Origin of the sequence: Sphingobacterium siyangense (assembly GCF_023277505.1) — a bacterium.
Classification (GTDB): domain Bacteria; phylum Bacteroidota; class Bacteroidia; order Sphingobacteriales; family Sphingobacteriaceae; genus Sphingobacterium; species Sphingobacterium siyangense.
On record NZ_CP080574.1, the window covers coordinates 4,343,661 to 4,370,274 of the forward strand.

General features: G+C 40.6%; 28 protein-coding genes. 1 reads left to right on the plus strand and 27 read right to left on the minus strand.

Annotated elements, in window-relative coordinates:
- Positions 1–5 precede the first annotated feature (5 nt).
- From K2F45_RS18345 to katG, 19 genes are all read right to left on the minus strand, one after another.
- Positions 6–803, minus strand: coding sequence for an urease accessory protein UreD (locus tag K2F45_RS18345; RefSeq protein ID WP_075993435.1), 798 nt, complete (start codon positions 801–803; stop codon positions 6–8).
- A gap of 2 nt (positions 804–805) precedes the next feature.
- Positions 806–1,444, minus strand: a complete 639-nt coding sequence (gene ureG / locus K2F45_RS18350) for an urease accessory protein UreG (RefSeq protein ID WP_075993436.1) — start codon at positions 1,442–1,444, stop codon at positions 806–808.
- A gap of 12 nt (positions 1,445–1,456) precedes the next feature.
- Positions 1,457–2,146: an urease accessory protein UreF gene (locus K2F45_RS18355; protein ID WP_075994884.1), complete on the minus strand. Its 690-nt coding sequence runs from the start codon at positions 2,144–2,146 to the stop codon at positions 1,457–1,459.
- 175 nt (positions 2,147–2,321) lie between these two features.
- Complete coding sequence (locus K2F45_RS18360) at positions 2,322–2,858, minus strand: urease accessory protein UreE (RefSeq protein WP_075993437.1); 537 nt, start codon at positions 2,856–2,858, stop codon at positions 2,322–2,324.
- A gap of 3 nt (positions 2,859–2,861) precedes the next feature.
- Positions 2,862–3,449 carry a hypothetical protein gene (locus K2F45_RS18365; protein WP_075993438.1) on the minus strand — a complete coding sequence of 196 codons (588 nt, stop codon included), beginning with the start codon at positions 3,447–3,449 and terminating at the stop codon, positions 2,862–2,864.
- Positions 3,450–3,607: 158 nt separating this feature from the next.
- Positions 3,608–5,329 carry an urease subunit alpha gene (gene ureC / locus K2F45_RS18370; RefSeq protein ID WP_070567879.1) on the minus strand — a complete coding sequence of 574 codons (1,722 nt, stop codon included), beginning with the start codon at positions 5,327–5,329 and terminating at the stop codon, positions 3,608–3,610.
- Positions 5,326–5,700 (minus strand): urease subunit beta, encoded by a 375-nt coding sequence (gene ureB, locus K2F45_RS18375; RefSeq protein ID WP_075993439.1) that lies wholly within the window; start codon positions 5,698–5,700, stop codon positions 5,326–5,328. The genes ureC and ureB overlap by 4 nt, the downstream gene beginning before the upstream one ends.
- An 18-nt stretch (positions 5,701–5,718) precedes the next feature.
- The gene (ureA, locus tag K2F45_RS18380) at positions 5,719–6,021 is read right to left on the minus strand and encodes an urease subunit gamma (protein WP_075993440.1); all 303 of its coding nucleotides are present in this window, start codon (positions 6,019–6,021) and stop codon (positions 5,719–5,721) included.
- 175 nt (positions 6,022–6,196) lie between these two features.
- The gene (locus K2F45_RS18385) at positions 6,197–6,547 is read right to left on the minus strand and encodes a hypothetical protein (RefSeq protein WP_075993441.1); all 351 of its coding nucleotides are present in this window, start codon (positions 6,545–6,547) and stop codon (positions 6,197–6,199) included.
- Between the two features lie 186 nt (positions 6,548–6,733).
- Positions 6,734–9,172 carry a TonB-dependent receptor gene (locus K2F45_RS18390; protein WP_248932003.1) on the minus strand — a complete coding sequence of 813 codons (2,439 nt, stop codon included), beginning with the start codon at positions 9,170–9,172 and terminating at the stop codon, positions 6,734–6,736.
- Positions 9,173–9,213: 41 nt separating this feature from the next.
- A complete protein-coding gene (locus K2F45_RS18395) occupies positions 9,214–9,807 on the minus strand; it encodes a GNAT family N-acetyltransferase (RefSeq protein ID WP_083663682.1) in 594 nt (197 codons plus the stop codon).
- 96 nt (positions 9,808–9,903) lie between these two features.
- Positions 9,904–10,746, minus strand: a complete 843-nt coding sequence (locus K2F45_RS18400) for an ABC transporter ATP-binding protein (protein WP_201669220.1) — start codon at positions 10,744–10,746, stop codon at positions 9,904–9,906.
- Complete coding sequence (locus K2F45_RS18405) at positions 10,743–11,759, minus strand: FecCD family ABC transporter permease (protein WP_075993444.1); 1,017 nt, start codon at positions 11,757–11,759, stop codon at positions 10,743–10,745. The genes K2F45_RS18400 and K2F45_RS18405 overlap by 4 nt, the downstream gene beginning before the upstream one ends.
- Complete coding sequence (locus K2F45_RS18410) at positions 11,756–12,757, minus strand: ABC transporter substrate-binding protein (RefSeq protein WP_248932004.1); 1,002 nt, start codon at positions 12,755–12,757, stop codon at positions 11,756–11,758. The genes K2F45_RS18405 and K2F45_RS18410 overlap by 4 nt, the downstream gene beginning before the upstream one ends.
- Positions 12,758–13,288: an urease accessory protein UreE gene (locus K2F45_RS18415; RefSeq protein WP_075993446.1), complete on the minus strand. Its 531-nt coding sequence runs from the start codon at positions 13,286–13,288 to the stop codon at positions 12,758–12,760.
- A 157-nt stretch (positions 13,289–13,445) separates the two neighbouring features.
- Positions 13,446–14,174: a hydrogenase nickel incorporation protein HypB gene (hypB, locus tag K2F45_RS18420; RefSeq protein WP_075993447.1), complete on the minus strand. Its 729-nt coding sequence runs from the start codon at positions 14,172–14,174 to the stop codon at positions 13,446–13,448.
- 12 nt (positions 14,175–14,186) lie between these two features.
- A complete protein-coding gene (locus K2F45_RS18425; RefSeq protein WP_075993448.1) occupies positions 14,187–14,531 on the minus strand; it encodes a hydrogenase maturation nickel metallochaperone HypA/HybF in 345 nt (114 codons plus the stop codon).
- 82 nt (positions 14,532–14,613) lie between these two features.
- The gene (locus tag K2F45_RS18430; RefSeq protein ID WP_075993449.1) at positions 14,614–15,015 is read right to left on the minus strand and encodes a hypothetical protein; all 402 of its coding nucleotides are present in this window, start codon (positions 15,013–15,015) and stop codon (positions 14,614–14,616) included.
- Positions 15,016–15,325: 310 nt separating this feature from the next.
- The gene (gene katG, locus K2F45_RS18435) at positions 15,326–17,605 is read right to left on the minus strand and encodes a catalase/peroxidase HPI (protein WP_075994886.1); all 2,280 of its coding nucleotides are present in this window, start codon (positions 17,603–17,605) and stop codon (positions 15,326–15,328) included.
- 266 nt (positions 17,606–17,871) lie between these two features.
- On the opposite strand from katG, the gene K2F45_RS18440 reads away from it, so the two are divergent.
- Positions 17,872–18,456 (plus strand): DUF4126 domain-containing protein, encoded by a 585-nt coding sequence (locus K2F45_RS18440; protein ID WP_248932005.1) that lies wholly within the window; start codon positions 17,872–17,874, stop codon positions 18,454–18,456.
- Positions 18,457–18,992: 536 nt separating this feature from the next.
- On the opposite strand, the gene K2F45_RS18445 is transcribed toward K2F45_RS18440, so the two are convergent.
- From K2F45_RS18445 to K2F45_RS18480, 8 genes are all read right to left on the minus strand, one after another.
- On the minus strand, positions 18,993–19,448 hold the full coding sequence (locus K2F45_RS18445; RefSeq protein ID WP_075993451.1) for an Hsp20/alpha crystallin family protein: 456 nt from the start codon (positions 19,446–19,448) through the stop codon (positions 18,993–18,995).
- 76 nt (positions 19,449–19,524) lie between these two features.
- The gene (locus K2F45_RS18450; protein ID WP_075993452.1) at positions 19,525–19,818 is read right to left on the minus strand and encodes a hypothetical protein; all 294 of its coding nucleotides are present in this window, start codon (positions 19,816–19,818) and stop codon (positions 19,525–19,527) included.
- 238 nt (positions 19,819–20,056) lie between these two features.
- Positions 20,057–20,395, minus strand: coding sequence for a hypothetical protein (locus K2F45_RS18455; protein WP_075993453.1), 339 nt, complete (start codon positions 20,393–20,395; stop codon positions 20,057–20,059).
- 12 nt (positions 20,396–20,407) lie between these two features.
- Positions 20,408–20,965 carry an RNA polymerase sigma factor gene (locus K2F45_RS18460; RefSeq protein WP_200845550.1) on the minus strand — a complete coding sequence of 186 codons (558 nt, stop codon included), beginning with the start codon at positions 20,963–20,965 and terminating at the stop codon, positions 20,408–20,410.
- Positions 20,966–21,196: 231 nt separating this feature from the next.
- Positions 21,197–22,180: an FAD:protein FMN transferase gene (locus K2F45_RS18465; RefSeq protein WP_075993455.1), complete on the minus strand. Its 984-nt coding sequence runs from the start codon at positions 22,178–22,180 to the stop codon at positions 21,197–21,199.
- Positions 22,181–22,266: 86 nt separating this feature from the next.
- Complete coding sequence (locus tag K2F45_RS18470; protein ID WP_248932006.1) at positions 22,267–24,465, minus strand: PepSY domain-containing protein; 2,199 nt, start codon at positions 24,463–24,465, stop codon at positions 22,267–22,269.
- A gap of 14 nt (positions 24,466–24,479) precedes the next feature.
- Positions 24,480–24,965 carry a DUF2271 domain-containing protein gene (locus tag K2F45_RS18475; RefSeq protein WP_075993457.1) on the minus strand — a complete coding sequence of 162 codons (486 nt, stop codon included), beginning with the start codon at positions 24,963–24,965 and terminating at the stop codon, positions 24,480–24,482.
- A gap of 18 nt (positions 24,966–24,983) precedes the next feature.
- Positions 24,984–26,489, minus strand: a complete 1,506-nt coding sequence (locus K2F45_RS18480) for an ankyrin repeat domain-containing protein (protein WP_115050911.1) — start codon at positions 26,487–26,489, stop codon at positions 24,984–24,986.
- Positions 26,490–26,614 lie beyond the last annotated feature (125 nt).

Below are 26,614 nucleotides of genomic sequence, written 5' to 3' on the forward strand. Positions count from 1 at the left end.
TATAATTAGTTGTTATTCAAAAATATGTTGTCCCATAATGCGCTTTGCATTTCTTTAAAAAGAAGATAAAGCTGTTCGGCACCGTAACCTAAAACGCGAACCATAAAACCGTCGTGCTGCAATTCACTAATACCAAACGCAACGTCTTTGGTTTCCCCATATTGTTCATGGAAAGTCTCGATCCAGTCACTTGGATTCAAGCCGGCACTATTAAGGTAGATCAAAGTTCCCTGATGCGTATAGCCTTCCAAAATACCCAAGCCTTGTATAGGCATACGATCTGGCTGCAGCAATACATTATCTTTCACTACAAGCCTACCATTGACATAACATTCTGTCAGATTTTGAAAGTGATTGTACATAAACTCTTCTCCGGACATTTTCCGACCACAAGTCACGATTTCACTAAGCAATAAGTGACAATTAGAAGCAAGATGTACAATGTTATGGCTCAAAAAATGAGACGAATGTTGTGGTACTACAGGATGGGGCACATAAGAAAAAACAGCATTTTCACCGATATTCACTTCCATAGTTTGGGACGAATGGCCTTTCATATGAAACAAACGCTGGTAAGCTTGCGTTTGTAACTGCAGCTTAGCGCCCGGAGCAATATCAACTTGAATACGATGGTCATCTCCATCCAACAAACCAGGCGATGAACTCATAATCATCAGATACGCTGCATTGTCTTTTTGATATTGTCCAACTGGAACGATACGAAACGGTTGTGTCGCATATGCATCTTTTAAAAAGGATTTTCCTTCGCGATGTGCTATTTTAATATCTAAAGAACAGATCATAACTAACGTAGTAAATTAGGTTCCTCAACATCTTGAAGGAGTGCGTATTTTTTAATCCAGCCTACAATCTCTTCCAAACCATCTCCGGTTTTTAGATTTGAAAATAAGAATGGAGAACCTTTACGCATTTTACGTGCATCATGCTCCATTACTTCTAAGCTTGCGCCTACATAGGGTGCCAAATCTTTCTTATTGATCAATAAAAGATCAGATCTTGTAATTGCTGGACCACCTTTACGAGGCATTTTTTCACCTTCGGCAACATCAATTACGAAAATGGTAATATCGGCCAGATCCGGGCTATAGGTAGAAGTTAGGTTATCACCACCACTTTCAATCAAAATCAACTCTAAATCCGGGAAGCGGCTTGCTAGTTCATCTACAGCTTCCAGATTCATACTCGCATCCTCCCGTATGGCCGTATGCGGGCAACCGCCGGTTTCTACACCGATAATTCGTTCACGGGGCAGCAAACTATTTTTAGCCATGTACTCCGCATCTTCCTTCGTATAGATATCATTTGTAATTACTGCAAGATCAATTTCATTCATCAAACGTCTGCTCAATCTTTCCAATAATGCTGTTTTACCAGACCCTACTGGTCCACCAACTCCTATTTTAACATATTTTCTATTTTCCATTGTAATTGTTTTTTAAGAAATATAAACTCTAGAATATAATCGTTCGTGTTGCATGCAACGGATGTCAAATCCAATGTTGCATAAGCCCACTAAATTCCGTTCAACTGTTAAGGTCTCTTTGCAGAGATCAAGTATATCATCATGTAAACCAAAAAGTATATCTTGGCCATCCAACTGCCCTAATGGCACCAGTTTAACAGCATTGGTCACCATTGTAATAGCGGCATTATAATAAAAGCCGTGTAACGCTTCTTCCAAAGGAATTGCTAAAAGTGACGCCAACATGCCATACATCAAACAGTAATGACTATCTACTTCCTTCTTTTGGATTAATTCACCCCAGGACAACATAAAATCCTGCTGTTGATACCGACTGAATATTTTATAAATACGGACGCCCAGTTTTTTACTGGCATCGCGAATTTCTCTTGGACTTTTTAATGCTGTACATTCTTGATCTAGGGCGATCAATGCATCCATGTCCTGCGAAGAAGTTGCTTCATAGGCCAATTTCATCAAAGCAGCATCATTGTACTTCAGATTATACCAGAGGTTATGACGCACATAATTGTCCGCCGTAGCCTTATCACAGACCAAGCCCTGTTGCACATAGGTCTCCAGTCCATTGGAATGGGTAAACCCACCAATTGGCAATGTAGGATCTGCTAGATGAAGTAACTTGCCTAGAAATGTATTTTTCATTGACATTATTTTTTATTGTAAGTATATATCTTCAAGGACCAATCAGCCCCTTGCGTAGTCTTCGCTATCATTGGGCATCCAAGCTGACCAAGTTTTTCCTTTGATCCCTATTTTTCCCATTAAGACATCAATGCGCTCGCTACGTTCGCTTATCGGACAGAAAGGATCTTCAATCTCATTTCATAACTGCTGGCCCTTGCGAATTCATGAAGGCTTTATCGCTGATTAAGAGCGGTATATTCTTCGTCGAAAACTTCATCTTCTGATGATGTTTTGGGTCGACATTTGCATTGAGCTGACGTAAAAGTTGGCGCTCGCAACGTTGCGGGTCAAACCCCTGTTTCGCTAACCACTCGTACATTGACCTTTCATAAGGCATAAGCAATTCATTTGCCTCCACAAATAGAGGCAAATGTTTGTTTCCAATTTCACTGGCTACAAAAGCAGTTCGCAGGAAATCAATTGCCATGACACGGATTACTTCACAAGGTTTGATCGTTACCACAACCATTTTCTCTTCATCTTCGTACAAGATATCGCCATCCTGCAAACTGGAGGTATTACCCAACAATTTGACGGCAATATCCATTCCCTCCGCTGTACGTAAACGTTGAATACGTTTGGTCGACTCATACCATTCAATAGCGAGCGAATCAAGACGCTTATTGATCTGCTCCCCCTGAATATTCCTTGTGATTTCCGTGATTATCATTTTTTAATTTTTAATAAATAGATTTTTAGATAAGCCTAAACCTACTGTAGATCCATTGATTCCCGTAATGACTTCGTGATCATTGGGAATAGCAGCATCTTTACTATTTCTCTTTTTATAAGACAATTCTGCCACTTTAGCTTTTAATGCCCAACCTTTTCCCAAGGCGATACCCACAAGCGGGTACACTCTGAATAGATAGCCATTGTATTTACCATCGACCATAGTACCACCGGTAACGACATGTTGATCGCCCCACAAATAATGAACATCAACCTGGCCAATTAACATGAAATGCTCACTCAGAGGCCAAGTATTACTATAGAAAGGTCCTATTTCATGCGAATGATCTGTGAAATCCAATGCTTTATCCTTAGCAGAATTGAATCCATAGTTTAGCCCCGCATTCATGTTGTCCGTGAAAAAATAGGCAGCACCTACCGGAGCGGCACTAAATTGATGCCCAGCTGTTGTTTCGTGGTAATTCAGTGACCCATAAACCATGATACCCCCCTTTTGCGCATAGGCCGATTGTATCGTAAAGCATGCTATTGCTATACAACAGCCTAAAAATGTCTTCAAATTTTTCATTAGCGTAAATCGTATTTTAGCAGTAATGAAGCATCATGAGCGGTCATTATTCCCTCTCTTTATGCGCTTTTGATAAGCTCATGATGATTTCATCAACATATTGTTTTTCATAGTTTATGGCGTGATATCGGATCACGCCATAAAAAAGTACTATAGGGTTAAAACAAGAAGTATCGTTGTCCCAACGAAACTGTATCAACCGGTTTTGATCGCAAGATCTCACCGTCAAGACTTACCTCATAATTTTCTGGATTAACGATAATTTCAGGTGTAGCGTCATTGTGGATCATATCTTTTTTGGAGATATTCCGACAATTTTCTACAGCAAGTAAGGTTCTTTCCAATTTATATTCTTCTTTAATTCCTTTTTCCAATGAAATTTTAGAGACAAAGTCAAAACAAGTTTGGTGAACAGCTTTACCTAAACCACCGAACATTGTTCTTAAAATAATTGGCTGTGGCGTAGGAATGGAAGCATTCGCATCACCCATTTTTGAAGCGATAATCATCCCGCCCTTAATAATCATTTCTGGTTTTGCGCCAAATAAAGCAGGACGCCAGATCACCATATCGGCAATTTTACCGGGCTCGATTGAACCAACATATTTGGAAATACCATGAGCAATTGCTGGATTGATCGTGTATTTCGCTACATAGCGGCGTGCACGGAAATTATCGTTGTCCTTGCCTTCGTCTTCAGGTAATGGGCCTACTTGCTTCTTCATTTTGTCTGCAGTCTGCCAAGTCCGTGTAATGACTTCACCTACACGACCCATTGCCTGCGAATCCGAGCTCATGATACTGAATACACCGCGATCTTGCAGTACATCCTCAGCAGCAATCGTTTCTGGACGGATACGAGAGTCAGCAAAAGCTACGTCTTCCGGAATTTCTTTACTCAAGTGGTGACAAACCATCAGCATATCCAAGTGCTCGTCAATCGTATTTTTTGTGAATGGACGTGTTGGATTTGTCGATGCTGGCAAAACATTTGGATACATCGCCGATTTGATGATATCTGGAGCGTGACCACCACCAGCACCCTCTGTATGGAATGTATGGATGACACGTCCATTGATAGCTTGGATCGTATCTTCTAAGAAACCCGCTTCATTCAAGGTATCTGTATGGATTGCAACCTGCACATCGTATTGATCTGCAACAGTCAAAGCTCTGTCGATTGTTGCTGGTGTAGCACCCCAATCTTCGTGGATTTTAACGCCTAGCGCGCCTGCTTCAATTTGCTCCACAATAGGTTGTTCCGTACCTACGTTTCCTTTACCAAAGAAACCGAAGTTCATTGGAAGGTCTTCAACAGCTTGCAACATGCGGCGTAAATTCCATTTACCCGGTGTTACTGTAGTTGCATTTGTTCCATCCGCTGGACCTGTACCACCACCAATCATTGTTGTAACACCACTATACAAGGCCGTTTCAACTTGTGTTGGGCTGATATAGTGAATATGGGTATCAATACCACCTGGAGTTAAGATATATCCCGATCCACCATGTACCTCAGTAGAAGCACCGATAATCATATTTGGTGTAATATTGTCCATTGTATCCGGATTTCCAGCACGACCAACACCAACAATTTTACCATCCTTAATACCAATATCACCTTTCACGATACCCCAGTGGTCAATGACGATAGCATCAGTGATCACCATATCCAATGTACCTTCATCACGTGTATGAACTGAAGATTGGCACATCCCGTCACGGACAGTCTTACCACCGCCAAATTTGGCTTCATCGCCGTAGTAAGCATAGTCTTTTTCGACTTCAATAATGATATCTGTATCTCCTAAACGGATTTTATCTCCACTTGTAGGGCCAAAGATGGCGCTATAATTTAATTTGCTAACTTTTAAACTCATGATACTTTGTTTTTAAAGCCTTGTTCTTTTACTTTTTTCATTGCATTTGCTTTCGCAACTTCGGTTTCGGTATCTCCATTTGCCAAATCATTGTGGCCATAGATCCTTCTTGCACCTGCATAAGGGACCAATTCGACGTCTTTTGATTCACCTGGTTCAAAACGAATTGCTGTACTGGCGATAATATTCAACCGTTTGCCAAATGCTTTTTCACGATCAAACTCCATCATTTTGTTCACCTCAAAGAAATGAAAATGTGAACCTACCTGAATTGGTCTATCACCTGTATTTGTCACAGTGATCGTTGTAATTTCTCTACCTTCATTGCAGATAACACAGCCATCTGCAATAAAAAATTCTCCTGGGATCATAGATTATATTTTTAACAATTAGCGAATCGGGTTATGAACAGTAACCAGTTTTGTACCATCTGGAAATGTAGCTTCAATCTGTACATCATGAATCATTTCAGGGACACCTTCCATGACATCTTCACGTGTCAACAACGTTGCACCATACTGCATTAAATCCGCAACAGTACGTCCGTCACGAGCAGCTTCCAAAAGTTCACTACTGATCAATGCAATAGACTCCGGATAGTTTAATTTAAGTCCTCTAGCTTTACGTTTTTTCGCTAGTTCGCCGGCAAGATGAAGCAATAGCTTCTCTGTCTCTCTAGGTAATAAATGCATATAAATATTATTTAAATTGTTGTTATTCGAATTAAAACAAGTCACGGTGAGTACAGGTCACGACAAGGCCATACGACTTAAAAAAATCGTTCAAAATCGTGATGAATAGGACAGATTACACCCCTACGCAGCGCAAGGTCTGTCTTTTCTCAACCGTTGTAAGAAATGGAAATTTTTACCCCAGAAACGGGATCTTTAAACTTTGGAAAAGAATATATTTTGGCGGAAGGATCAATCGATCCATATAAGGCCTTCTGTTATTCTGAATTTTGAGACGTACAGGATAGCAGAATACAAAAAGACAAATTGAAAGCACTCCCCAATAGAGCAGCTTGCTCCATTCATCTTTGAGGTCCATCTGTTCGGTGATATCATAGACATCATGATCTTTAACCGCAGCGACCAAATTTTCCCGCTCGGAATTTCCTGAACCTTGTTCTACATGAGTATGGAAAGCCGCCAGGCTTATCCGGAAGACGGGTAAACTTTGGACAGTAGAATGCGTCGGTATAGCTATTCCTTTCATGAGCAGGGTGCTCAAAAGGAAAACTAAAAAGACTAAACTATACCTCATTCTTGTGTTCACAATTCTATTATTTGTTGTTCAAATTTACAACCAAAGCGGGCTACTTGACTAGCACAAATCTTGAATTAAATAGTCCAAATTTGTTGAAAAAGCCCGCTTTGGAGATTTTAGATCAATCTTTCGAATTTAAAAAGAGTAACCAACTGATACCATGATATTTCTCGGTGCACCAGCAAAGGCTCTCGTGTAGTCAAAACCACCTAAAAAGTAATATTTATCGAATACATTGTTCAGGTTTACGGCCATTTTCATAGCACCAATGTGGTAATAGGCCGCTGCATTAACAGTTGTATAAGATGGCCATTGTCCCCAGAGTGCATTTCCATCGCTATCCTTTCCGATACTATTGTCCATCCGCTTACGGTCTACATAATAAACACCAGCACCCAAACCTAAGCCTTTTAAGGTACTATTTGAAAACACATATTTTAACCAGGCACTCGCCATATTTTTGGGTGCTCCCGGCAGGGACTGTCCTATTTCAGAAGGAACCGAGGATGATTTCACCTCCGTATCATTATAGGTATAATTGGCCATAACCTGAAACTCCCGTGTCAACTGCCCACGCACATCGAGTTCAACACCCTGCGATAGCGCTTTGCCGGATTGTCTATACTCCGGCAGCCCTGAATCATTGATAGCCCCTGTGGCAATGAGCATATTCCGTCGTTCAATTCGGAATAAGGATAGATCAACTTGCAATTGTTCCTTAATGAAACCCGTCTTCACCCCTGTTTCCACCTGGAAACTCCGCTCGGCATCAAAGGGTTTATCGGCACCATAATCTTTATAGTTCTGAATAAAATTGGCGCCTACAGGCACAAACCCCTGTGAATAACTTGCAAAATAGTTAATCTGTTTATTGATTCCATAGGTTACACCAAAACGAGGTAATAAGGCATTTTGTGTCGCATGAAACCGATTTTGTCCATCAAGTGTCTCAGAAGAATAGTGTTCATGACGTAGACCTACAATAAGTTTCAGTCGGTCGTCAATGCTGATTTGATCCTGTATATATTTACCCGTTGTTTTATAAGGGCTCAAAAAAGGATAAGCGACTCCTGTACGCCATACATAATTCGTCAGATCATGAGTCGTATAGGTAGGATTGTTTAAATCAAAAGTCAAAGGAACAACTTTACCATCTATAGTTTGCTGCCTAGCCTCCCGCAATTGGTTTTCTTTGTCGCCCCGATATTGGGCAAAATCAATCCCAGCAACCAAATGATGATCAACTCTATCGCCCAAAAGATCCCACTTGACGTAACCGACAACATTATCGGTATAATCACGCCCATGGCGATCAAAAAAGCGCATATTCATAATGGTATTATGTGGTGCATCAGCAAACGTATTCATTGTCCGGTGTTCATTGACATCTTCCTGATAGATGGATTTCATGTAACTCAGATTCAAACTAACATGTTCTGCCAGACGCTGAGACAAACGAGCGCTTAATGAAAAAGTCTTGGAATTATAAAAATCGGAAGGCTGGCTCAACGTAAATGATCTTGGCAACGCATAAAAGTTATTTTCCTTAATACCCATTCCCCGATCAAGATAACCGTTGAACTGATTATATACCATGTCAATATCAACCACCGTGCCTTCAGCTGGTTTGAAGGTAAAGGAAGGAGCAATCATCATTCGTTTCTGACGATTTACATCACGGAAAGTCTTGGTATCTTCATAACCCGCGTTAAAACGATATAAAATACGTCTGGCACTATCCAATGGTCCACCGAGATCTACAGTAGTTCGCATCGTTTCAAAACTACCGCCAGCAAAATTCACATGCCCCTTAAAATCTTCCAAAGGCTTCTTTGTCGTCATATTAATTGTACCACCCGGCACAATATCCCCAAACAAAGATGCCCCAGGCCCTTTCAAAACCTCGATATTTTCAAGATTGATCGTTAATGGTGAATTATAATAACTGTTACCATACCCATACCCCGAGCGTAAACCATTGACAAGTCGAACACCCGTTTCGTAACCGCTTTTGAAACCGCGGATAACAACATCATCATAGGAAGATGCTTCTGTCACACCAGCCAGGTCCTGTACCAGCGCTCCAGTAGTAAAGGCCTGTTTATCTTCGATAAATTCCTTACTGAGTACAGCGACAGATTGCGGTAGATCCTTTAATTTTCCTGCAAATTTACCCCCCAGCTCCATATTATTTGTCAGATATGAATTGTTACGTCTACCCGTAACCAATACTTCATCCAATGTATTATCACCGGCTACCATAAGCAATCGAACTCCTTTTTTTGCATTCCAGTTGGCCGTGTTCAAATCCAGCAATACAGGCTTATACCCAATTGCAGCTGCACGTAGCTGTACAGGAAAAGATGTTATTCCGGTAAAACTAAATTCGCCCTGAGCATTAGAACTTGTCTGTTGTTGTCGATCTGCCAGGGTTAATGTGACCCCTGAGATTGGATTACCGTTTTCATCCTGGATCTTACCAAATAGTGCCACACCTTGTTGTGCATACACCGCTCCCGGTACGGAAGCACTTGTCAATAAAGCGAAAGCTAGCGCTTTCATTACGTTGTTCATTCGAATAAATTATATATTTTTTGGCTTATCCACTTTTAGGGTTAAGCAATACGATCAACGAATAATTCCATGTGTATCGTTGGAAAATTCGATTCATTACAAAAGTCTTTCAATTGAAATCCCTGTTTTCCCCAAAACTCATAGGCTCCAGTGAGGAATGGGTGGGTATGTAAATAAAGCCTTTCGATACCTTTCTCCTTAACTACAGCGACCAAGCCCTTGAATAAGGCCGTTCCCAAACCTGACCTACGGTAACTCGGGTCCACAAAAAGACGGGCTACTTCCACCGTTTTCCTTCTATCAATATCCAAATGCGGGAAACGGTAGTCATAAGCCAGCATGCCAACGACGCCAATCAGTTTACCCTGCTGATCTTTTGCCTGCAAGAATGCACCAGCTTCAGCCTCAAGATACACGGCTGAAAATGCCAGTAGATCTTTGGGAAGTTTATGTGCATCCAACATCGGAAACAACTGTTTCCGAAATTCAATGACATAAGGTAATACGACATCAATATCTTCCTTTTCAACACGAGATATGCTGATATTTTTCAAATGGGGTTGCGTGGGAAAACATCGTTTGCTTATCAGTTGATTATTAATCAATATATTGCCGCTGTCTTTGATGGTATTCATATCGTTATAGCTATTTTTAAAATATTTGCACAGTAAACTGAGCATCTCACTTGCAAACCATGATTTTTCATAAGCACACCTACTCAGGCAGCTTCGTCATGGCGTATTCATTTCAATTTTGGCTTCGCCGTTATGCGCTGAACCCGCAATGGTGTCAAATGCCTTATCCGCACCCAGCATCGGAACAAACATCCATTTCTTCTGATTTTCCAAACTGATCAAAGGAAGTTGATAGGTCTGTTCCAATAATTCCCGTACTTGCTCTTGCTCCAGACCGTGCAGATCCACAAGCCTATTGTCCTTCATCAGATAAAACTGATCACCAAAAAGGTACGCCATGTTGGGGTCGTGCATCACACATAACACGGTTGTCCCCTCTTTGACCAGCTCCTTGGCTGTCTGCAGAACCGCAATCTGATAGTTCAGATCCAAATGATTGGTGGGTTCATCAAGCAATAATAAATCAGGTTGTTGTACCAACACGCGACAAAGTAATACCAATTGTCGCTCTCCTCCAGATAAAGAGGTATAGGGTTTGTCCTTTAAATGTGTGAGGTTAAATCTATCCAAGATCTGTTCAACGGCCTCGAAGTCTTCCTTACTTGGTGAAAAACGAGAAAACGAGGCGCGTCCCGTCAGAATAACATCAACAACGCTAAAAGGAAATGTGGTCTGATGGAACTGGTTGAGAAAACCCAATTTCAATGAATTGGCCCGACCAACCTTCCAATCGCGACGTTCTGTTTCACCGATAAGAACTGATCCATTATATTTTTTTTCCAGCCCGGCAATAATATTAAACAGAGTCGATTTACCACTTCCATTTCGACCAAGAATAACAGAAAGCTTTCCTTCCGGAAATGACATGTTTACATCATTTAAAATGATATCCTTACCATAGGCAAAAGAAAGTTTTTTGATATGAATCGAATTACTCATGAATTCCAGTTGATTTCGTTACGACGCATCAGATAAATAAACAAGGGAGCGCCAATAATCATTGTAAAAACACCGATCGGAATTTCAAATGGCATAACAGCCCTAGAAAAATCATCGATAAGTAATAGGAAAGTACCTCCAATACTGATATTTGCCCACACAATAATATTGTTATTGGGTCCAAAGATCATGCGGCTGATATGTGGTACAATTAATCCGAACAGACTAATCACCCCGACAGCTGCTACAGCTGATGCCGTAATTAGTGTTGCTACAGCAATGAAGACCAATTTCAATATTTTCGGGTTAACGCCAACAGCAATTGCTTCTTGATCACCAAGGGCGAGAAGATTCAGCTTCCAGCGCAAAAGGATCAGGATGCCCAATCCTATTGTGATCGGCAGGAACGCTTGCTGTACTTTCGACCATGATGCTGTATGTAGGTTCCCCATTGTCCATTGCACAATAGCTTGTAATTTATAGGGATCACTAATGTATTGTAACAGGGTTAGCATCGCTGTAAATACACCGGAAATAACCATTCCAGCCAACACCATCCCAATAATCGAGGTTTTCAAGCCGGCATTTGAAACAAAATAGGTTAAACCTACAGCACATACACCAAACAGAAATGCCGATAGATTGACGGACAATAGAGGGAACAACATGGCCAATGCGGCCCCAAAAGCAGATCCCGAAGAAATACCCAATGTAAAAGGATCAACGATTGGATTCCTAAAAATGGCCTGTAAAATTCCGCCGGAAGAAGCTAATGCTGCTCCGACCATAAAGGTCAACAGAATCCGTGGTAAACGTACCTGCCACAATATCGTATCCATGTTATCTTTCAATACCGTATTATGGTCTCCGATATAAATTCCCACTTCCAATCCGATGCGCTGACAGAGCTCGACAAAACCAATGTTCTGACTTGATCCTACAAGTAAGGAAAGCAATAAAACCAACAACGGTAAAACAACTAGCAGAAACAGCTTTTTTAATTGATGTATCATTGAAGTAGTCCTGCTTTACCGTATAGTTTTTCAAAAGCTATGGTCATATCCTGATCAAGCTGCTGTTTCGTATAATCCGAAAAACACCAATGCCTAATCTGTTTGGCAAAAAGCATAAATTTGACGGTATGTGGATCGAATGGGAAGGACGGTGACATCACAAATACCTGTTTATTTTTCACTGCAGGTAATGCCGCGAGTTCCTTCAGATTATATACGTCTGTCAATTTAGAATTCCAAAGAATAATGAGGTCCGGATTCCATTTATAAATCGTTTCTGCGCCGACATTTGGGGCTTCCATTTCCAACGGGCAGGCATTCGCTGCACCCGAAAGACGGATCGCCATATCAATCAAACTACCACGACCGGATGTCGAAAGCACTCTACCTTTAGACCAGGCATAATAAACCTTCTTCTGTATTTGATCTTTAGGAGCAGTCATTTTTTTGATCTCCGCCGAAACAAATTGAACAATTTCTTCCGCTCGCGCTTGCTTTCCGAGTAAGGTTCCCATCCCTATCAGTTCATTAAAAATACTTTTTTCATCTTGCGAAGAAAAAGTAAACACGGGAATTCCAAGATCTTCTAATTGAGAAATATTATCCTGATCAGTATTGAACGTCAAAACAAGATCAGGGTTCAAGCCCACTATGCTTTCTACATTATTTGCCTGGCCTGCGAAGGTAGGCGTTGCCAGTTCTTTTTTTGCAATTCTTTGATCCAATTTGGATAAAAAGCTATAAATATCTTCGAGCTGATAAACCTGTTCAGGAATACCTACAAGGCTATTTTCAGCGCCCAACATATACACTTCATCAACAAGCGAAGGGAATAGTACAACTACACGCTTTGCCACATGCGCCAACACAACTTCCTTCCCTCTACTATCGACTGCTTTCACTTGACTGTTGAGCGTGCCGGATTGCCGATTTTGGCAGGCACTCCATATACCACAGCATACCAAAAGCAATACAACTATAATTCGATTCACTTTCATTTAATTATCTTTTCGAACTTGTTCACCCAGGCTGATATGCCCGTCTACTCCTTTCAAATCTGGATTCTTCTTATTTTTCGCCTGCAAACGAATCAAATCTTCGGATAACAGTAAGGCTTCCTCCAACTGAATCGACGTTCCATATTTTGCCAGAACCTGTTCATAAAGCCGTCCATCGTAAGGAAGACGAAGCGATTCGGCATCTGTTACGTTGAATATCGGCAGATGTCTGTTTCCGATGAAATAACCGAAATCTGCAAGCTGAACCAAATCCGTTGGATTAAATCTTATCGTCAACGAAGGCTTGACAACCAGGATCGCTTGTAACGCTTCCTGATGAAATAAACCATCACCATGGTGCCATTCCGCTCCCTGGTCCAATTGCATAAGGATTGCTTTTCCGTTTATTGTATTACGCGTCAGGCGTCTTTTATGGACTTCATACCACTCAAGATGCACTTGATCGACGTCGCTAAGGGCAAACGCCTTGTTTGCGACAATTTTATCTATTGGTATGAGCAGCTTATTCATTTTTGTAAACTTATCTTCATCACATGTTAACAGCACCGTTTGGCTTTGTTTTCAGTGCTATTTATTTCCTCAAAAAACAGCACTATTGCGTCAACATTGAACAGGATAACAATAAAACATGGATCATTATTATCCTATTCATTTTATCTGTTGTTCACTATTTTACTTCAAGCGCTTTATATTGATCTTTTTTTGCCTGAACTCTTTCTTTCAACCAATCACACCAGGTATCAAGGCCGTCACCATTTAATGTACTGATTGTAATAACTTCCAGATTGGGATTTACCTCGCGCGCATCTTTCGTTACCGCATCCACGGAGAAAGGTACATATGGTAATAAATCCGCTTTGGAAACCAACATCAATTCGCTTGTTAAAAACATACGTGGGTATTTTTTTGGTTTATCATCCCCTTCTGTTGTCGCCAATAAGGTTACGCGGTAATCTTCACCCAAATCAAATGCCGATGGACACAATAAGTTCCCAACGTTCTCGATAAACAACAGATCTATTCCTTCAATATCGATATGATCCAGGGCTTGTAAGATCATTTGTGCCTCAATATGGCACATTCCTCCAGTGACAATCTGCAAGGCATTGATGCCCACATCGCGCATACGTACCGCATCGCGTTCAGTTTCTGGATCGCCCACTAAAACAGCAATATTCAAATCCTTCGACAAACGTTTACCGGTTTCTTGCATCAAGGTTGTTTTGCCCGAACCCGGGGAAGAGCATACATTGATCACACAGACATCTTTCAGTCTATCGCGGATGGCTTTTGCGACAAAATCATTTGCTTTTAATAAATGTAGTGTTGTATTTTCACATTGAACCGAACCTACACGGTTACCTAAACTTTTAGGATTTGGAGTATTGTCTGACATGATAAACGATTTTTAGTCTTGTTTAAAAATTACTTTTGATATATAGAGTTCATTTCCCTGAACAATTGTACTGGAGGGTTGCCCGCAGTCACAGACAAATCGATGAAAATGAACAGGGAAATTTTTCTGGCAATGTTTACAATATGCAATGATATCGTTTACAACGACCTCCATTTCCATATCCTGGTATTGCGTATTTTCAGCAATAAAAGCATCAAATGCATTTTGGATCAATACAGGCTGAACGTTGGATAACAATCCTGCTGTAACTTGAATTTTTTGAATATCATCTACCCTAGCCTCATAATGCGAGGTCAACGTATCAAAAATATCCTTTACTATACTTAGCTCGTGCATTGGTATATTTTAAGAAATAAATAAATTTAGAAAAGAAATGGCAGATTTCTTTGCCTGTCTGATGTGAAGAAAAGCTTACGCCTTAGCATGGAATTTTGATTTGCTCAAACAGCAAAAATCGAGCTATGGGTATAGGCTCAAGATCTAAGGTATGTTCATACCGATAGTCTTTCTGCAATGGGGATGGCAGTAGTTCATGCCAAAGCAAATCAACAGTAACCAACCAACGATCCATTAACCAATCTTGTGCTACTTCTACGTCCATTTCCGCAACAATGGATTGAAGCGATGGGTAGAGTGAACAAAAGTGGCTATGATCTTTTGGAAAATGGGTTATACGTGAATCTCCAGCGTGTTCTGAAGGACTTTTTGAAGATAAATCCGAGGATTTAAAACTATCACTTTTCAGTACAAGACTGTTTGCATTTAAAATTTTAAATGATAATAACAGTGCTGCAAACAGAAAAATAAAGTGCTTCCACATAGCTTTAACCTAACAAAGTATCAAAGATTCCTTTGAAACCAATACAAAGTTACTACCGATCAAAGAAGAAAAAGTAGCACAAATCTTGAATTTTATTTCACAAAATAGGAAACACCCAAAGAAAATTCCATAATTCTATATATATTAAATTAAAATTTGGTTAAAGTGAGATTAAAATGATATTAGAGGCAAAAATTGGGTATTTTTTGTCGCAGCTAAACACAATACGAGATATTTTCTCATATAGCAAAATCGTAAGAAGCCAGCCTCGATTTGAGACTGGCTTCTTGAAAGGCTTAATTTTTATTTATTAGCGATGCAAATCGAAGCGATCCAGCTCCATCACTTTATTCCATGCCTTCACAAAATCTTGTACAAATTTTTCTTTTGCATCGGCACTGCCATATATTTCGGCAACGGCTCTTAATTCAGCATTCGAACCAAAAACAAGGTCTGCTCTTCCGGCTTCCCATTTTTTTATACCAGTTTTACGATCTGATCCTTCAAAAACTTCCCGATCCGGAGAGATTGCTTTCCAAGCTGTTCCCATATCCAATAGATTAACAAAAAAGTCATTGGTCAGTTGGCCAGGTCGGTCAGTCATTACGCCTAGTTGAGAACCATCAAAATTGGCTTGAAGAACACGCATCCCGCCAATAAGGACAGTCAATTCAGGAACAGATAAAGTCAGTAGTTGTGCCCTATCAATCAATAACGATTCCGTAGACACGGTATAAGCGCCTTTGCGATAGTTTCTGAATCCATCCGCAATTGGCTCAAGATAACCCATTGATTCTACATCAGTCTGTTCCTGTGTCGCATCCATACGCCCAGGACGGAACGGTACTTTGATATCATGCCCAGCAGCACGAGCTGCCTGCTCTATCGCGGCTACACCGCCCAAAACAATTAAATCTGCCAATGAGATCTTCTTGCCACCCTGTTGTTTTCCATTAAAATCCTGCTGAACCTGCTCAAGCGCAGTAAGAACTTTTTGCAGTTGCGCCGGATTATTGACTTGCCAATACCGCTGCGGAGCCAAACGTATTCTAGCGCCATTTGCACCACCTCTCATATCCGACCCACGGAATGTAGACGCTGAAGCCCAGGCTGTCGTTACGAGCTCGGCAGTGCTAAGTCCCGCGTTCAATAGGGCGGATTTCAATATACTAATGTCATCCGCATCGACCAAAACATGATCGACAGCAGGAATAGGATCTTGCCACAATAATTCCTCAGCAGGAACTTCGGCCCCCAAATAACGCTCTCTTGGTCCCAAATCACGGTGCGTTAATTTAAACCAGGCACGAGAAAATGCATCAGCAAACGCATCTTGATCTTCGTAAAATTTACGCGAGATCTTTTCATAGATTGGATCAAAACGCAACGATAAATCTGTCGTCAGCATCGTTGGCCTACGCTTTTTATTGGGATCAAAAGGATCTGGAACATTCGAATCGGCTCCTTTGGCGACCCATTGGTGTGCTCCTGCAGGGCTTTTAGTCAATTCCCATTCATGCTCAAACAGATTCTTAAAAAAGAGGTTGGTCCATTCCGTCGGTTTTTGTGTCCAGATAACCTCCAGTCCACTAGTAATTGCATCAGCACCTACTCCACTGCCGTAAGTACTTTTCCAACCTAATCCTTGTTGTTCTATACCGGCAGCTTCAGGCTCTTTTCCGACATTGTCGGCAGGTCCAGCTCCGTGTGTTTTTCCAAAAGTATGTCCACCTGCAATCAAAGCGACAGTTTCCTCATCATCCATAGCCATCCGACCAAAAGTATCTCGTATATCTTTTGCAGCCGCGATAGGATCAGGATTTCCATCCGGTCCTTCTGGATTAACATAAATTAACCCCATCTGTACCGCTGCCAACGGTTTTTCAAGATTACGTGAGTGTTGCTTACCATCTGCATTATCATCGGCAGACAAAACACCATGTGCTTCAACTACACCTTCTGAACCATGTGCATAACGAATATCACCGCCTAACCATGTTGTTTCAGAGCCCCAATACACGTCCAATTCTGGTTCAAAAGCATCCACACGCCCACCGGAATAACCAAAAGTTTTGAAGCCCATAGACTCCAAAGCGACGTTACCGGTTAAGATCAATAAATCTGCCCAGGAGATATTTTTACCATATTTTTGTTTGATAGGCCACAACAGGCGACGCGCTTTATCTAAACTCACATTATCAGGCCAGCTATTCAAGGGTGCAAAACGTTGCTGACCAGACCCAGCTCCGCCTCGACCATCACTTACCCGATAGGTACCGGCACTATGCCAAGCCATCCGGATGAATAATGGTCCATAATGACCAAAATCTGCCGGCCACCAATCCTGTGAATCGGTCATCAATGCATGCAAATCTTTTTTTACAGCTTCTAAATCCAACTGCTTAAATGCTTCTGCATAATCAAAGCCTTCGTCCATCGGATTTGACTTGCTCGCATGTTGTCTCAACAGATCTACACGAAGTCTATTTGGCCACCAATCCTGATTCTGAGTTCCCCCTCCCGCAACGGCGTTGCGCATAGTACCATTGTGAAATGGGCATTTGCTAATGTCTTTTTCGTTGTTGTCCATATGAAAAGAAAGTTTATTTATATAATACCTTAAGTGATCAAATTGTTTGACTTCCACTTTCATAAAATTACACAAATGCGCTCCCACTTGTACATCGAATGATTTGATACACTATAATCAAAATCTATATACACCATCATCAGGTATATAAAAACTTGAAAATCATCTTTTAGCGAGACTCCAGAAAACGCGGATTTTTAGCATTGCTAAAACAAAAGCCATTCTTTTATTATTCTACAATTAGGTTGTATCAAAAAATATTGGCCATGAGTGACTTTTCTACATTTTTGGTGAGTGCTTTTATAGGAGTGAGTTTGGCAGCAGCCACTGGCTTCCGAATTTTCATGCCCTTATTTTTATTGAGTCTTGGCTGTCGGCTGGAATTGTTCCAAGTTGGCAATGAATTAGCTTGGGCGGGTTCACCGCTTGTTTTAGCAGCAACAAGTATAGCCATGATTTTGGAAATAGCGGGGTATTACATCCCTTTTATAGACAACATATTGGACAGCCTATCCATCCCCTTAGCAACCATAGCCGGTACTTTACTTTTCGCTATACAGTTTACAGATATTTCTCCTTTTTTCCGCTGGGCTATGGCCATAATCGCCGGTGGCGGTACTGCAGCAACCATTAGCACGGCCCTGGCAGGCACCCGAGCCGCCTCTTCGATCGGAACGGCCGGTTTTGGTAATTTTATGATTTCGACAATGGAAACCATCGGTTCTACGATTTTAACCATACTCGCCATATTTGTGCCTTTTATGGCTACAATCGTTGTTATAGGCTTGTTTTATTTCTTCTGGCGATTTGGCAGAGAACAACTAAATAAAAAACTTAAAAGAACTGAATAGCTGTCATAACATAAACATCTAAATAGACTTGACACAGCGCTATACAATCTACAATAACAGCAAGCCTCACCTACACAGGCAGCAGCCAATTTAGCAGATGCACAAACCAACTAGGAATATTCTCTCCATCTTATAGACCTAAGCTGATCAATATCTGCATAAAATCAAAATCCCTAACCTTTAGACCTGTCAATCAAACGAAAATATAATGGTAACCAAATTATATCTTTCAACAGTACTTGTTCAGTGCTCATTCAGTGCTTGCTCAGTGCTTACTCAGTGTAGACTGAATAAATAGTGACTAATTACTGTCTAAAAACTGATTAAAAATTGTTATTAGGTATAATTTGGTATTAGTTTTTTTCCATTTAGTAAATATATATGCTGCTTTGGGTGGAGGCCGGAGGTAAACCATAAAAAAAGGACAGCAAAATTCGATGCTGTCCTTTTTCAAAATTAGCCCTTATGCTGATTTAAGTTTACGCACATAAGCAACCTTTACTTTGATGTGCGCCCAAATCAAAAACTGGCTTTTACTAATCAATAGCAACTTCTTGTGGTCGTATTACCTTTTCAAGATCTTTTGGAAGAATGACAGTCAATACCCCATCCTCGAAGCTCGCATGTACATTATCCGTAAGCACCTGTTCATTCAATTGGAATTCACGTTCAAATGCCATTCCATTGTACTCTTTATAAATATAATCTATGGCATTGTCCTGTGCATTCTCTGTACATGAAATTTTTAGTATTCCGTCATTTATACTGACTTGGAATTGTTCCTTCTTACGGCCAGCAGCAAAAAGCTGTACTTCATAGAATTCTTGATTCTCTACAATATTTACAGGAACAGATTGCTGTCCGCCACCACTGTGTGCGGTTTCACTTTCAAAAAAATGTTGTTGAAATTTTTCAAAACGGTCTTTAAAATGTTGTCCGCAAAATTTGTTATGATTTGAATATCCTCTGGTATAATGATCTCTTTTAAACATGTCTTTAATTTTTAATATTGAATAATACGTTGAACTGATACATGACGAATTGCTTCGTCTTTGCAGTTTTTTAACCTTAATAAACGGGAACTATCGTTGCTTTCCTAGCACGTTTTTGTCCTTGTAATGGTACGATAGCGACCGCAGTGTTGTAATGACGGTGAACATTCGGATATACCGGAGTCCTATCCATTTTGAATGCTTGTCTATCTCTCCTACGCATTCTTGCTGCCGCGAAGCTTCCTATTCCGAAGAGAACTGTCCCAAACAATAAGAGTTTAAAGATCGTCCCAATAATCAAGGTTGCTAATCCAGCTATTGCCGTAAGCACAATCAGGCGAGGCAATATAAATCGAAGTTTATTTTTCATTTGAATACATCTTTTTTGTAAAATGGTTGCTGGCTTCCTCCATTTTCATCTGATTGAAAACGACATTCTCCTTGACCATTCGTATTTTGTAACTAATTATTATGCTGTCCAACATCCATTCTGACAGAACATCGCGTTCTGCTATTCCCTTAGAATCAGGATACCGACATAAAAAAAGGCGCCTTTATAAAAGAAGACGCCCAACAACAGTTTTTACTCTAAAATTTTTATACTTTTTTTAGAATCCACATCGTCCTCCAAAACGACGCTTCCATTCTTCCCGCAACCGCTCCCTTTCCTCATCGGAAAGATCTTCTCCTTTTTCCATCTGACGCGGAAAACCTTTTCGAAATCTCCCCCCTCCAGGTTTACCAAAACCCCTGCCGAACAGAATTCTTGACAAAACAAAGAGTCCCAATGCCTGCCAATAGGTAATTGTTTTTAAATTGAAAATATCAACCATTAATGTATTCCATAAATATTGTAGTAAGGCTACCAACAAAAAAACACCAATGATAATAGCGACAAACATAAAAGCGAATTTACCCTTCCGCTGTCTATTCATTCTTCCATTCATAGCTTAATCCTTTTAAAATTTTAATTCTTCATACAAACTTCGCAACCGTACCCGCAGGTGCTTCACGGCATACCCTTTTCGACTGATAATCGTCTTTAGGTTCTCATTTTCCATAATGGCAATTTCTTGAAGTGTTTTCTCTTCCAGCTCATTCAGCACAAAAACTCGACGTTGCTTCTCCGGCAATTCCTCCAATGCTTTCATCAGCTCATCCCAAAAAATATCCTTAAATAATTTTAGCTCGGGATTATTGGAGTCGTCGGCCAAAAGGAACTGACGAATAGGAAAAGTACTTTCACTATCATCATCACCTGCTATCATATCGTCAAGTGATTCACTTTTCTTTTTCCGATAACTATCGGTAATCTTATTCCGTGTGACAGCATAGAGCCATGCTCCCGCATTCTCCAGTTCGTCCATATTGGTCAAACGGCTAAATTGATACCAGACTTCCTGTAAGATATCTTCTGCATCCTCCGTTTTCTTTACTTTCCCCTTAACAAAACGTAGCAGTTGACTTCCATAAGTCTTAACGATATCCGTAAATGATCTGGAATTTTTTTCTGCCATATGATTTTGGTATGCAATGTCCATAGCAGCATAGACGAACTAGTCGAACTTTTACTTTAAATTATTTTCAAGGATCTACTTTCTTGCTGACTTCCAACGGATGAACAACATCACACATTCTTTTTTCGTCGTCTTTCGTATACGCTTTGTTCGCATAAATATACTAGATAATCAGCTAATAGGCTATGCTTTCTATACACTTTATGCAACATAAAAAAGTAGTTCCATGGTTTAAGATTTCCGGCGCTGCTGAATGACCTTACCTTTATCGGTAATAAAAATATAATGGTATGCTGGAAAACGCTGAATCAATTTTTTTCCTTCTTTCTCGCCCAGTACCATGATTGACGTACTGAGTGCATTTGCGACTTCCGCTGAGGGTCCATAAATCGTCACTGAAGTTAATCCCGTAGCTGGGTAACCTGTCACCGGATTTATAATATGTGAATAACGTTTTCCATTAATCTCCGCATATTTCTCATAGCTGCCCGAAGTTGCTACGGCCATTTCATTCAAACGAAGAACTTTGACCATTCGATGGGCTTTGAACGGATTGTTTACGCCCACTTTCCATGCATCGTCCTGGGGTGGGCTTCCCCAAGCCGACAGATCACCAGAAGCATTCACTATACCTGCCTCAATCCCTTTTGCTTTCATTATTTCCCTGCCCCTATCTGCCGCATAGCCTTTCCCAATAGAGCCGAAACCGATCTTCATACCCGGTAACTCCAGAAAAATTGTCGAAGCCGCACTATCGAGGCGAATGTGTTGATAACCAACTTTCTCTACAGACCTCTTAATCACTTCTTCCGAGGGCATTGTGGTCATGCTGCCATCAAATAGCCAAACTTTATCTAAGGCAACAATACTGATATCAAAAGCACCACCTGAATTTTGAGCATATTGGATTGCACGTTGTGTTAGTTCAAACACTTCTCTATCCACCTTAACTGGCTTAATCCCTGCATTGCGGTTTACCGCTGCTATTTGGGTTTGCGGACGCCATTCTGAAATCAGATTTTCTATTCGATCTATTTCGGAGATGACTTCATCGATATGCTGATTTGTAATCGAGCTATCCCGATCTACCAAGCTAATTTCGAAAACAGAGCCCATAAGGGTAACCTGTCGCTTTACCAAGACCTGCGCAATCCCTGAAGTAATGGATACAAAGCAGAGAATTAAAAGCAGGCCACAGTGTTTATTGTTCTTCATGAGATTGATCTGAAAAAGGGATTAAAAAGTCGATGCGTACCAAAAGCAGTCTTACCGATGGGAAATGCTATTGTACCACCAATTTACTAATAACAATCGGTTAAGATCTGTCCATTTTCTTTATAGACTGCAATAGTTTTGCCGACATGTTCCAAAAGTAGCTCATTTAAAGTATATTCAACATCATGCTGCATACGCAATGCTCCACAAAGCAATATATAACCTCCTTTATCAAGCAATTCGACAAAATATAGCGCATCCCGACGAATCAAATCCATGACATATTGTGCATTTTCCTCGCGTGAAAAAGCCAGTTCAAGCTGTTTCAGATGTCCCAGCTTTATCTGCTCATCAGCAAAATCTATATAGTGTGCTGTCATTTCATTTCGATGGCGAAAACCAGCATACAGACACAAAGGAGTCATACTTTCATTCGCTGAAATCATGCCTAGAAAAGGTGCTACCCCTGTACCATTCGCAATTAAAGCAACTGCATTTGCGGCTTTCGGAAAATGAAAACTTGGATTAACCATGACTCGTGCCTGCAGGGTTTGATTCGGTTCCAATCGATACAGGAAGCTTGAACCGAATCCATTAGGAAACAATTTAACCACAAGCTGAACCATACCGTCTTTGTAACCTATCGAATAAAAACGTTCACGTTGATCTTGCGCGGGAGAGATTGCCAATAAATCGCCCGATTGCATTTTAATTTTACCTGAAGGTTTCAGTACTAAAGTAAAGGTCGTATTACTAGCTGAAACTGTAGACTTCGCTATCACCTTAAATTTCGTCAATCCGACGACTTTAGCACTATAAATAGCCGGTGCAGAAGCTAATGCAATATTGGTTTGAGCAGACCACTGATGTATCCATGAAATAAGCTCATCAACATGCTTATCATTAACTGTATGTAAATCTGTTAGTCGAGAAGCCCAGGCTTGTTTTTCTAATAAATGATCAATTTCGCGCGCATAGGCACAAAAGTCGGGATAGGCTTTTGAACCAAAGCCCAGAACCGAAAATTGTACGTCTTGTTCTTGTGGATGGCTGTTGAGCTTATGTTCAAATTGAAGTGCATTGGATGGTGCAGTTCCTAACCCGTATGTTGAGGTAAACACAAGCAAGTGTTTTGCCTTTGGAAAGCATTGATATTGATTCATTCCGAGCAGCAACGATTTTTGCCCATCCGCTAAGAGCTGTTTATGGATCTGATTGGCGAAAAACAGCGTGCTTCCATTTTCCGTTCCGAAAAGAATAACAATCTCCGCTTCTTCAGGTTTATATTTATTCTTGATTTTAGTACGCGTGCGCTTGAATGTAATTGCAAAGCCCGTGTAAATAAAGAACACAATATTCAAAGATGCGAGCCCCAATATAATGGCCCATATGATATTGGTCTTGCCCGTATGGAGGTCCAAAGAAAACTGCTCGGCCAATGCTGTAAAGGGATACTTTACTTCTTTATGCAAGCTTCCATTCAACTGATTTATGGTCAATTCCCGATCGCGAAGCTTCAATATAAAAAACTCGTCAGGATCGTCTTCCATAAACGGAAACTCCAACGTCTTCAAATCGACAAGTTTTGTATTTTGGAATATTGAAAATTTTGCCACCTCCAATTGAATATCTTCCTTCATCTTATTGGGATATTCAATTGTTTGGTTCGGCTTTTTTAAGATTTCAATACGCACCAGAAATAAATAGGTACCTGTTAGGGCCAATATCAAAATTGGTATCAAAAATAGACGTCCTGAAACAACATGGAAATACTGTGCGAAAAAGTCCCGGTTGATTTTAGCAAAGAAATGTCGAACGCCCTGTTGACGCTTGACAATCAGAATAATTCCTGAAATAGTAATAAGAAACAACAGAAATGAAACCACACCAATAATCACCCGACCGGTCACTTTAAGAAAGAGTGAGCGGTGTAAAGCTGTAATCCATTGAACAAATTGGGACTTATTCAATTGGGGACCCAGCAGACGCCCCGTATTCGGATCGATATAACCTTTCACGGTGTTGCCATCTGCGTCTATGGCATCAATGCTCACGAATTGATTGTGATCTACCGAGATCGCTATGATTTCAGGATAAACCTTGCGCAAAGCTGTTACTGACTGCGCAAGGTTTAACGTTTCAATATGTTCAACCCGATAAGGCGGAATTTTTTCGTTAACGGCGTCAATGGCCAATATTACGCCAGTTATCGATAATAAAAGTAAAAAGATAGAAGAAACAATAGCTAAGGCTAAATGTGCATACCTCCAAATAGATACCAGCATTTTTACCCCTTTTCTTATTGTACTTTATTTAACTTAACAAGTTTGATATATCCCTTGCCATTAGCTTTTTCAGTGATAGCCTCCTTTGTCAAAGGAATTTCAACATCAGCAGTATGGTATTTTTGTTCCTCTACAGCAGATTCAAAACGGAGTTTATACCCTTTGTTAAACTTCGTTTCATCAATATCCAATGTCCGCATGGCACGGTCACCGCCACCAACTGACGCGCCCGTCACCGCATTTAGCTTTTCTTTGGTTTTATTTTGGAACTTGTACCATTCCTTGATTGTATTATACCATTGTTTATCAGATCCCAATACGGCGAGTGTTTTTTCGTAAGCTCCACTAGGATTAATCAGTGAAATCACCACGTAGGCTTTCTCACCTTCATAGGCATTCATTTGGATCATACACTTATATTTAGCTGCCTGTGCAAAAGAGCTTAGGGCTGCCATCGAAAATAAAAGGGTGGCTATCGTGGTTTTAACTATGTTATTCATCTTCAGTTGTATCTAATTTTATTTCAAAAAGTCAAGCTGCACATTGGATTTAGACAAGAAATCGTTTTCTTTCGCCAAATCATAAGCCGTTTCATCGAATTCTGTTTTCAATTCCTTTTTTGCACCAAGGGAAACCAATGTTTTTAGCAAGGAATCGTCTTTCGCTATGAGAGCTGCCTTATGTAGTGCCGTCGTTCCCTCTTTATCCTGTGCATTAATATCTGCTCCAAGTTCGCTGGCTTTCTGGATAAGCTTCACATTCTCTTTCGCTACTGCCAAATGATACAATGTGCTACCATTTTTTTGCGGAGCAACAACGTCCAATCCATTCGTCTTAAGGATCGTTAATTTTTCTTTAAACTCATCCCCTTGTGAAGCATTTCCCTGTCCACCGGGTCTGCCGCCCTGAGGCAATTCTCTGTAGGAATTAAACCAGTAAAAGGCCAAGTTATTACCTTCCTTATCCAATAGCTTGATATCGGCTCCATCTTTAATCAACAATGCCACGATTTCGGGGGCCCCATTCGCTACAGCTTTGGTCAATGCAGATTCGCCTTTTTCATTTACTGCATTTACGTTCTTCGCTTTAGCAAGTAGCAGCTCGACCAATTTAGCATCCTTACCACTAGCAGCCACCATAAGCGCTGTATTTCCTTCGTTGTCCGCTTTTGCGACATCTACACCTTTATCCAAAAAATAATTGATCACGGCCATATCTGGTCTGCGAACTAAAGCATGCAGCACTGTCGCTCCTTCTTTATTTACAGCCTTGGGATCCAATTTGAACTTTTCAACCAAATAGGTATAAACCGACAAACCATTCGATGCTTGTCTGGAACCCTGAGTCGCAAAAAATAACGCATTATTGGTTGGTTTTACGCCACGGGCGATGAATTTCTCCATGAGCTCGGTATTTCCAAGTTTAGCCGCATAATCCGTCACTGTACGGCCCGACTCGTCTTTATCTTGAATAGATAATCCTTTTTTAATGAAATAATCCGTCAATGCAAGGTCCTTGTCTGCAGACGCTGCAAGCATCATTAATGTAGCACCACCTTCATATTTTTGCTTGGGATTCACACCCGCTTTAAACAAAGCATCATAAACGGCAGTATTTGTATTTCCTGTCGAAGCTGCGTAAGCAATAATTGGGTAACCATGGCTATCTTGGTAATTGACATCCGATCCTTTTGCAATTAAAAACTCGACAAGCTCCGCATTTCCACTTGACGCTGCCCAGTGTAAATAACTACGGCTGTGATGCGTCTTCTTCGTTACACTATTCCCTTCTTGTTCGATCATAAACTTGACAACATCCGTCGGAGCGCCATTTAATATCGCCATTGTGACTGGATCAAAGGATGCCGCATTAGGCTGAGAAGGGCTATTTCCTTTGCTGATTTCTTCTTTAACAATTGTCAAGGTAGGTTTACCTTTCCAAAACTCGCCGTTCATTAACGAATTTGTTTGCGCCTGTGCATAAGTTGCAGCGAATAATAAAGCTGCTAAAAGTGTCTTTTTCATCCTTTTATTTGTCTTTTGAAGTTGATGAAGTAACATGGCCTATTCATTCCCACTCAATTATTCGGCAAATTGAGCTACAGTCATACGATAACTTGGGTCGAAATACATCGTGCTGGTTTCATCAG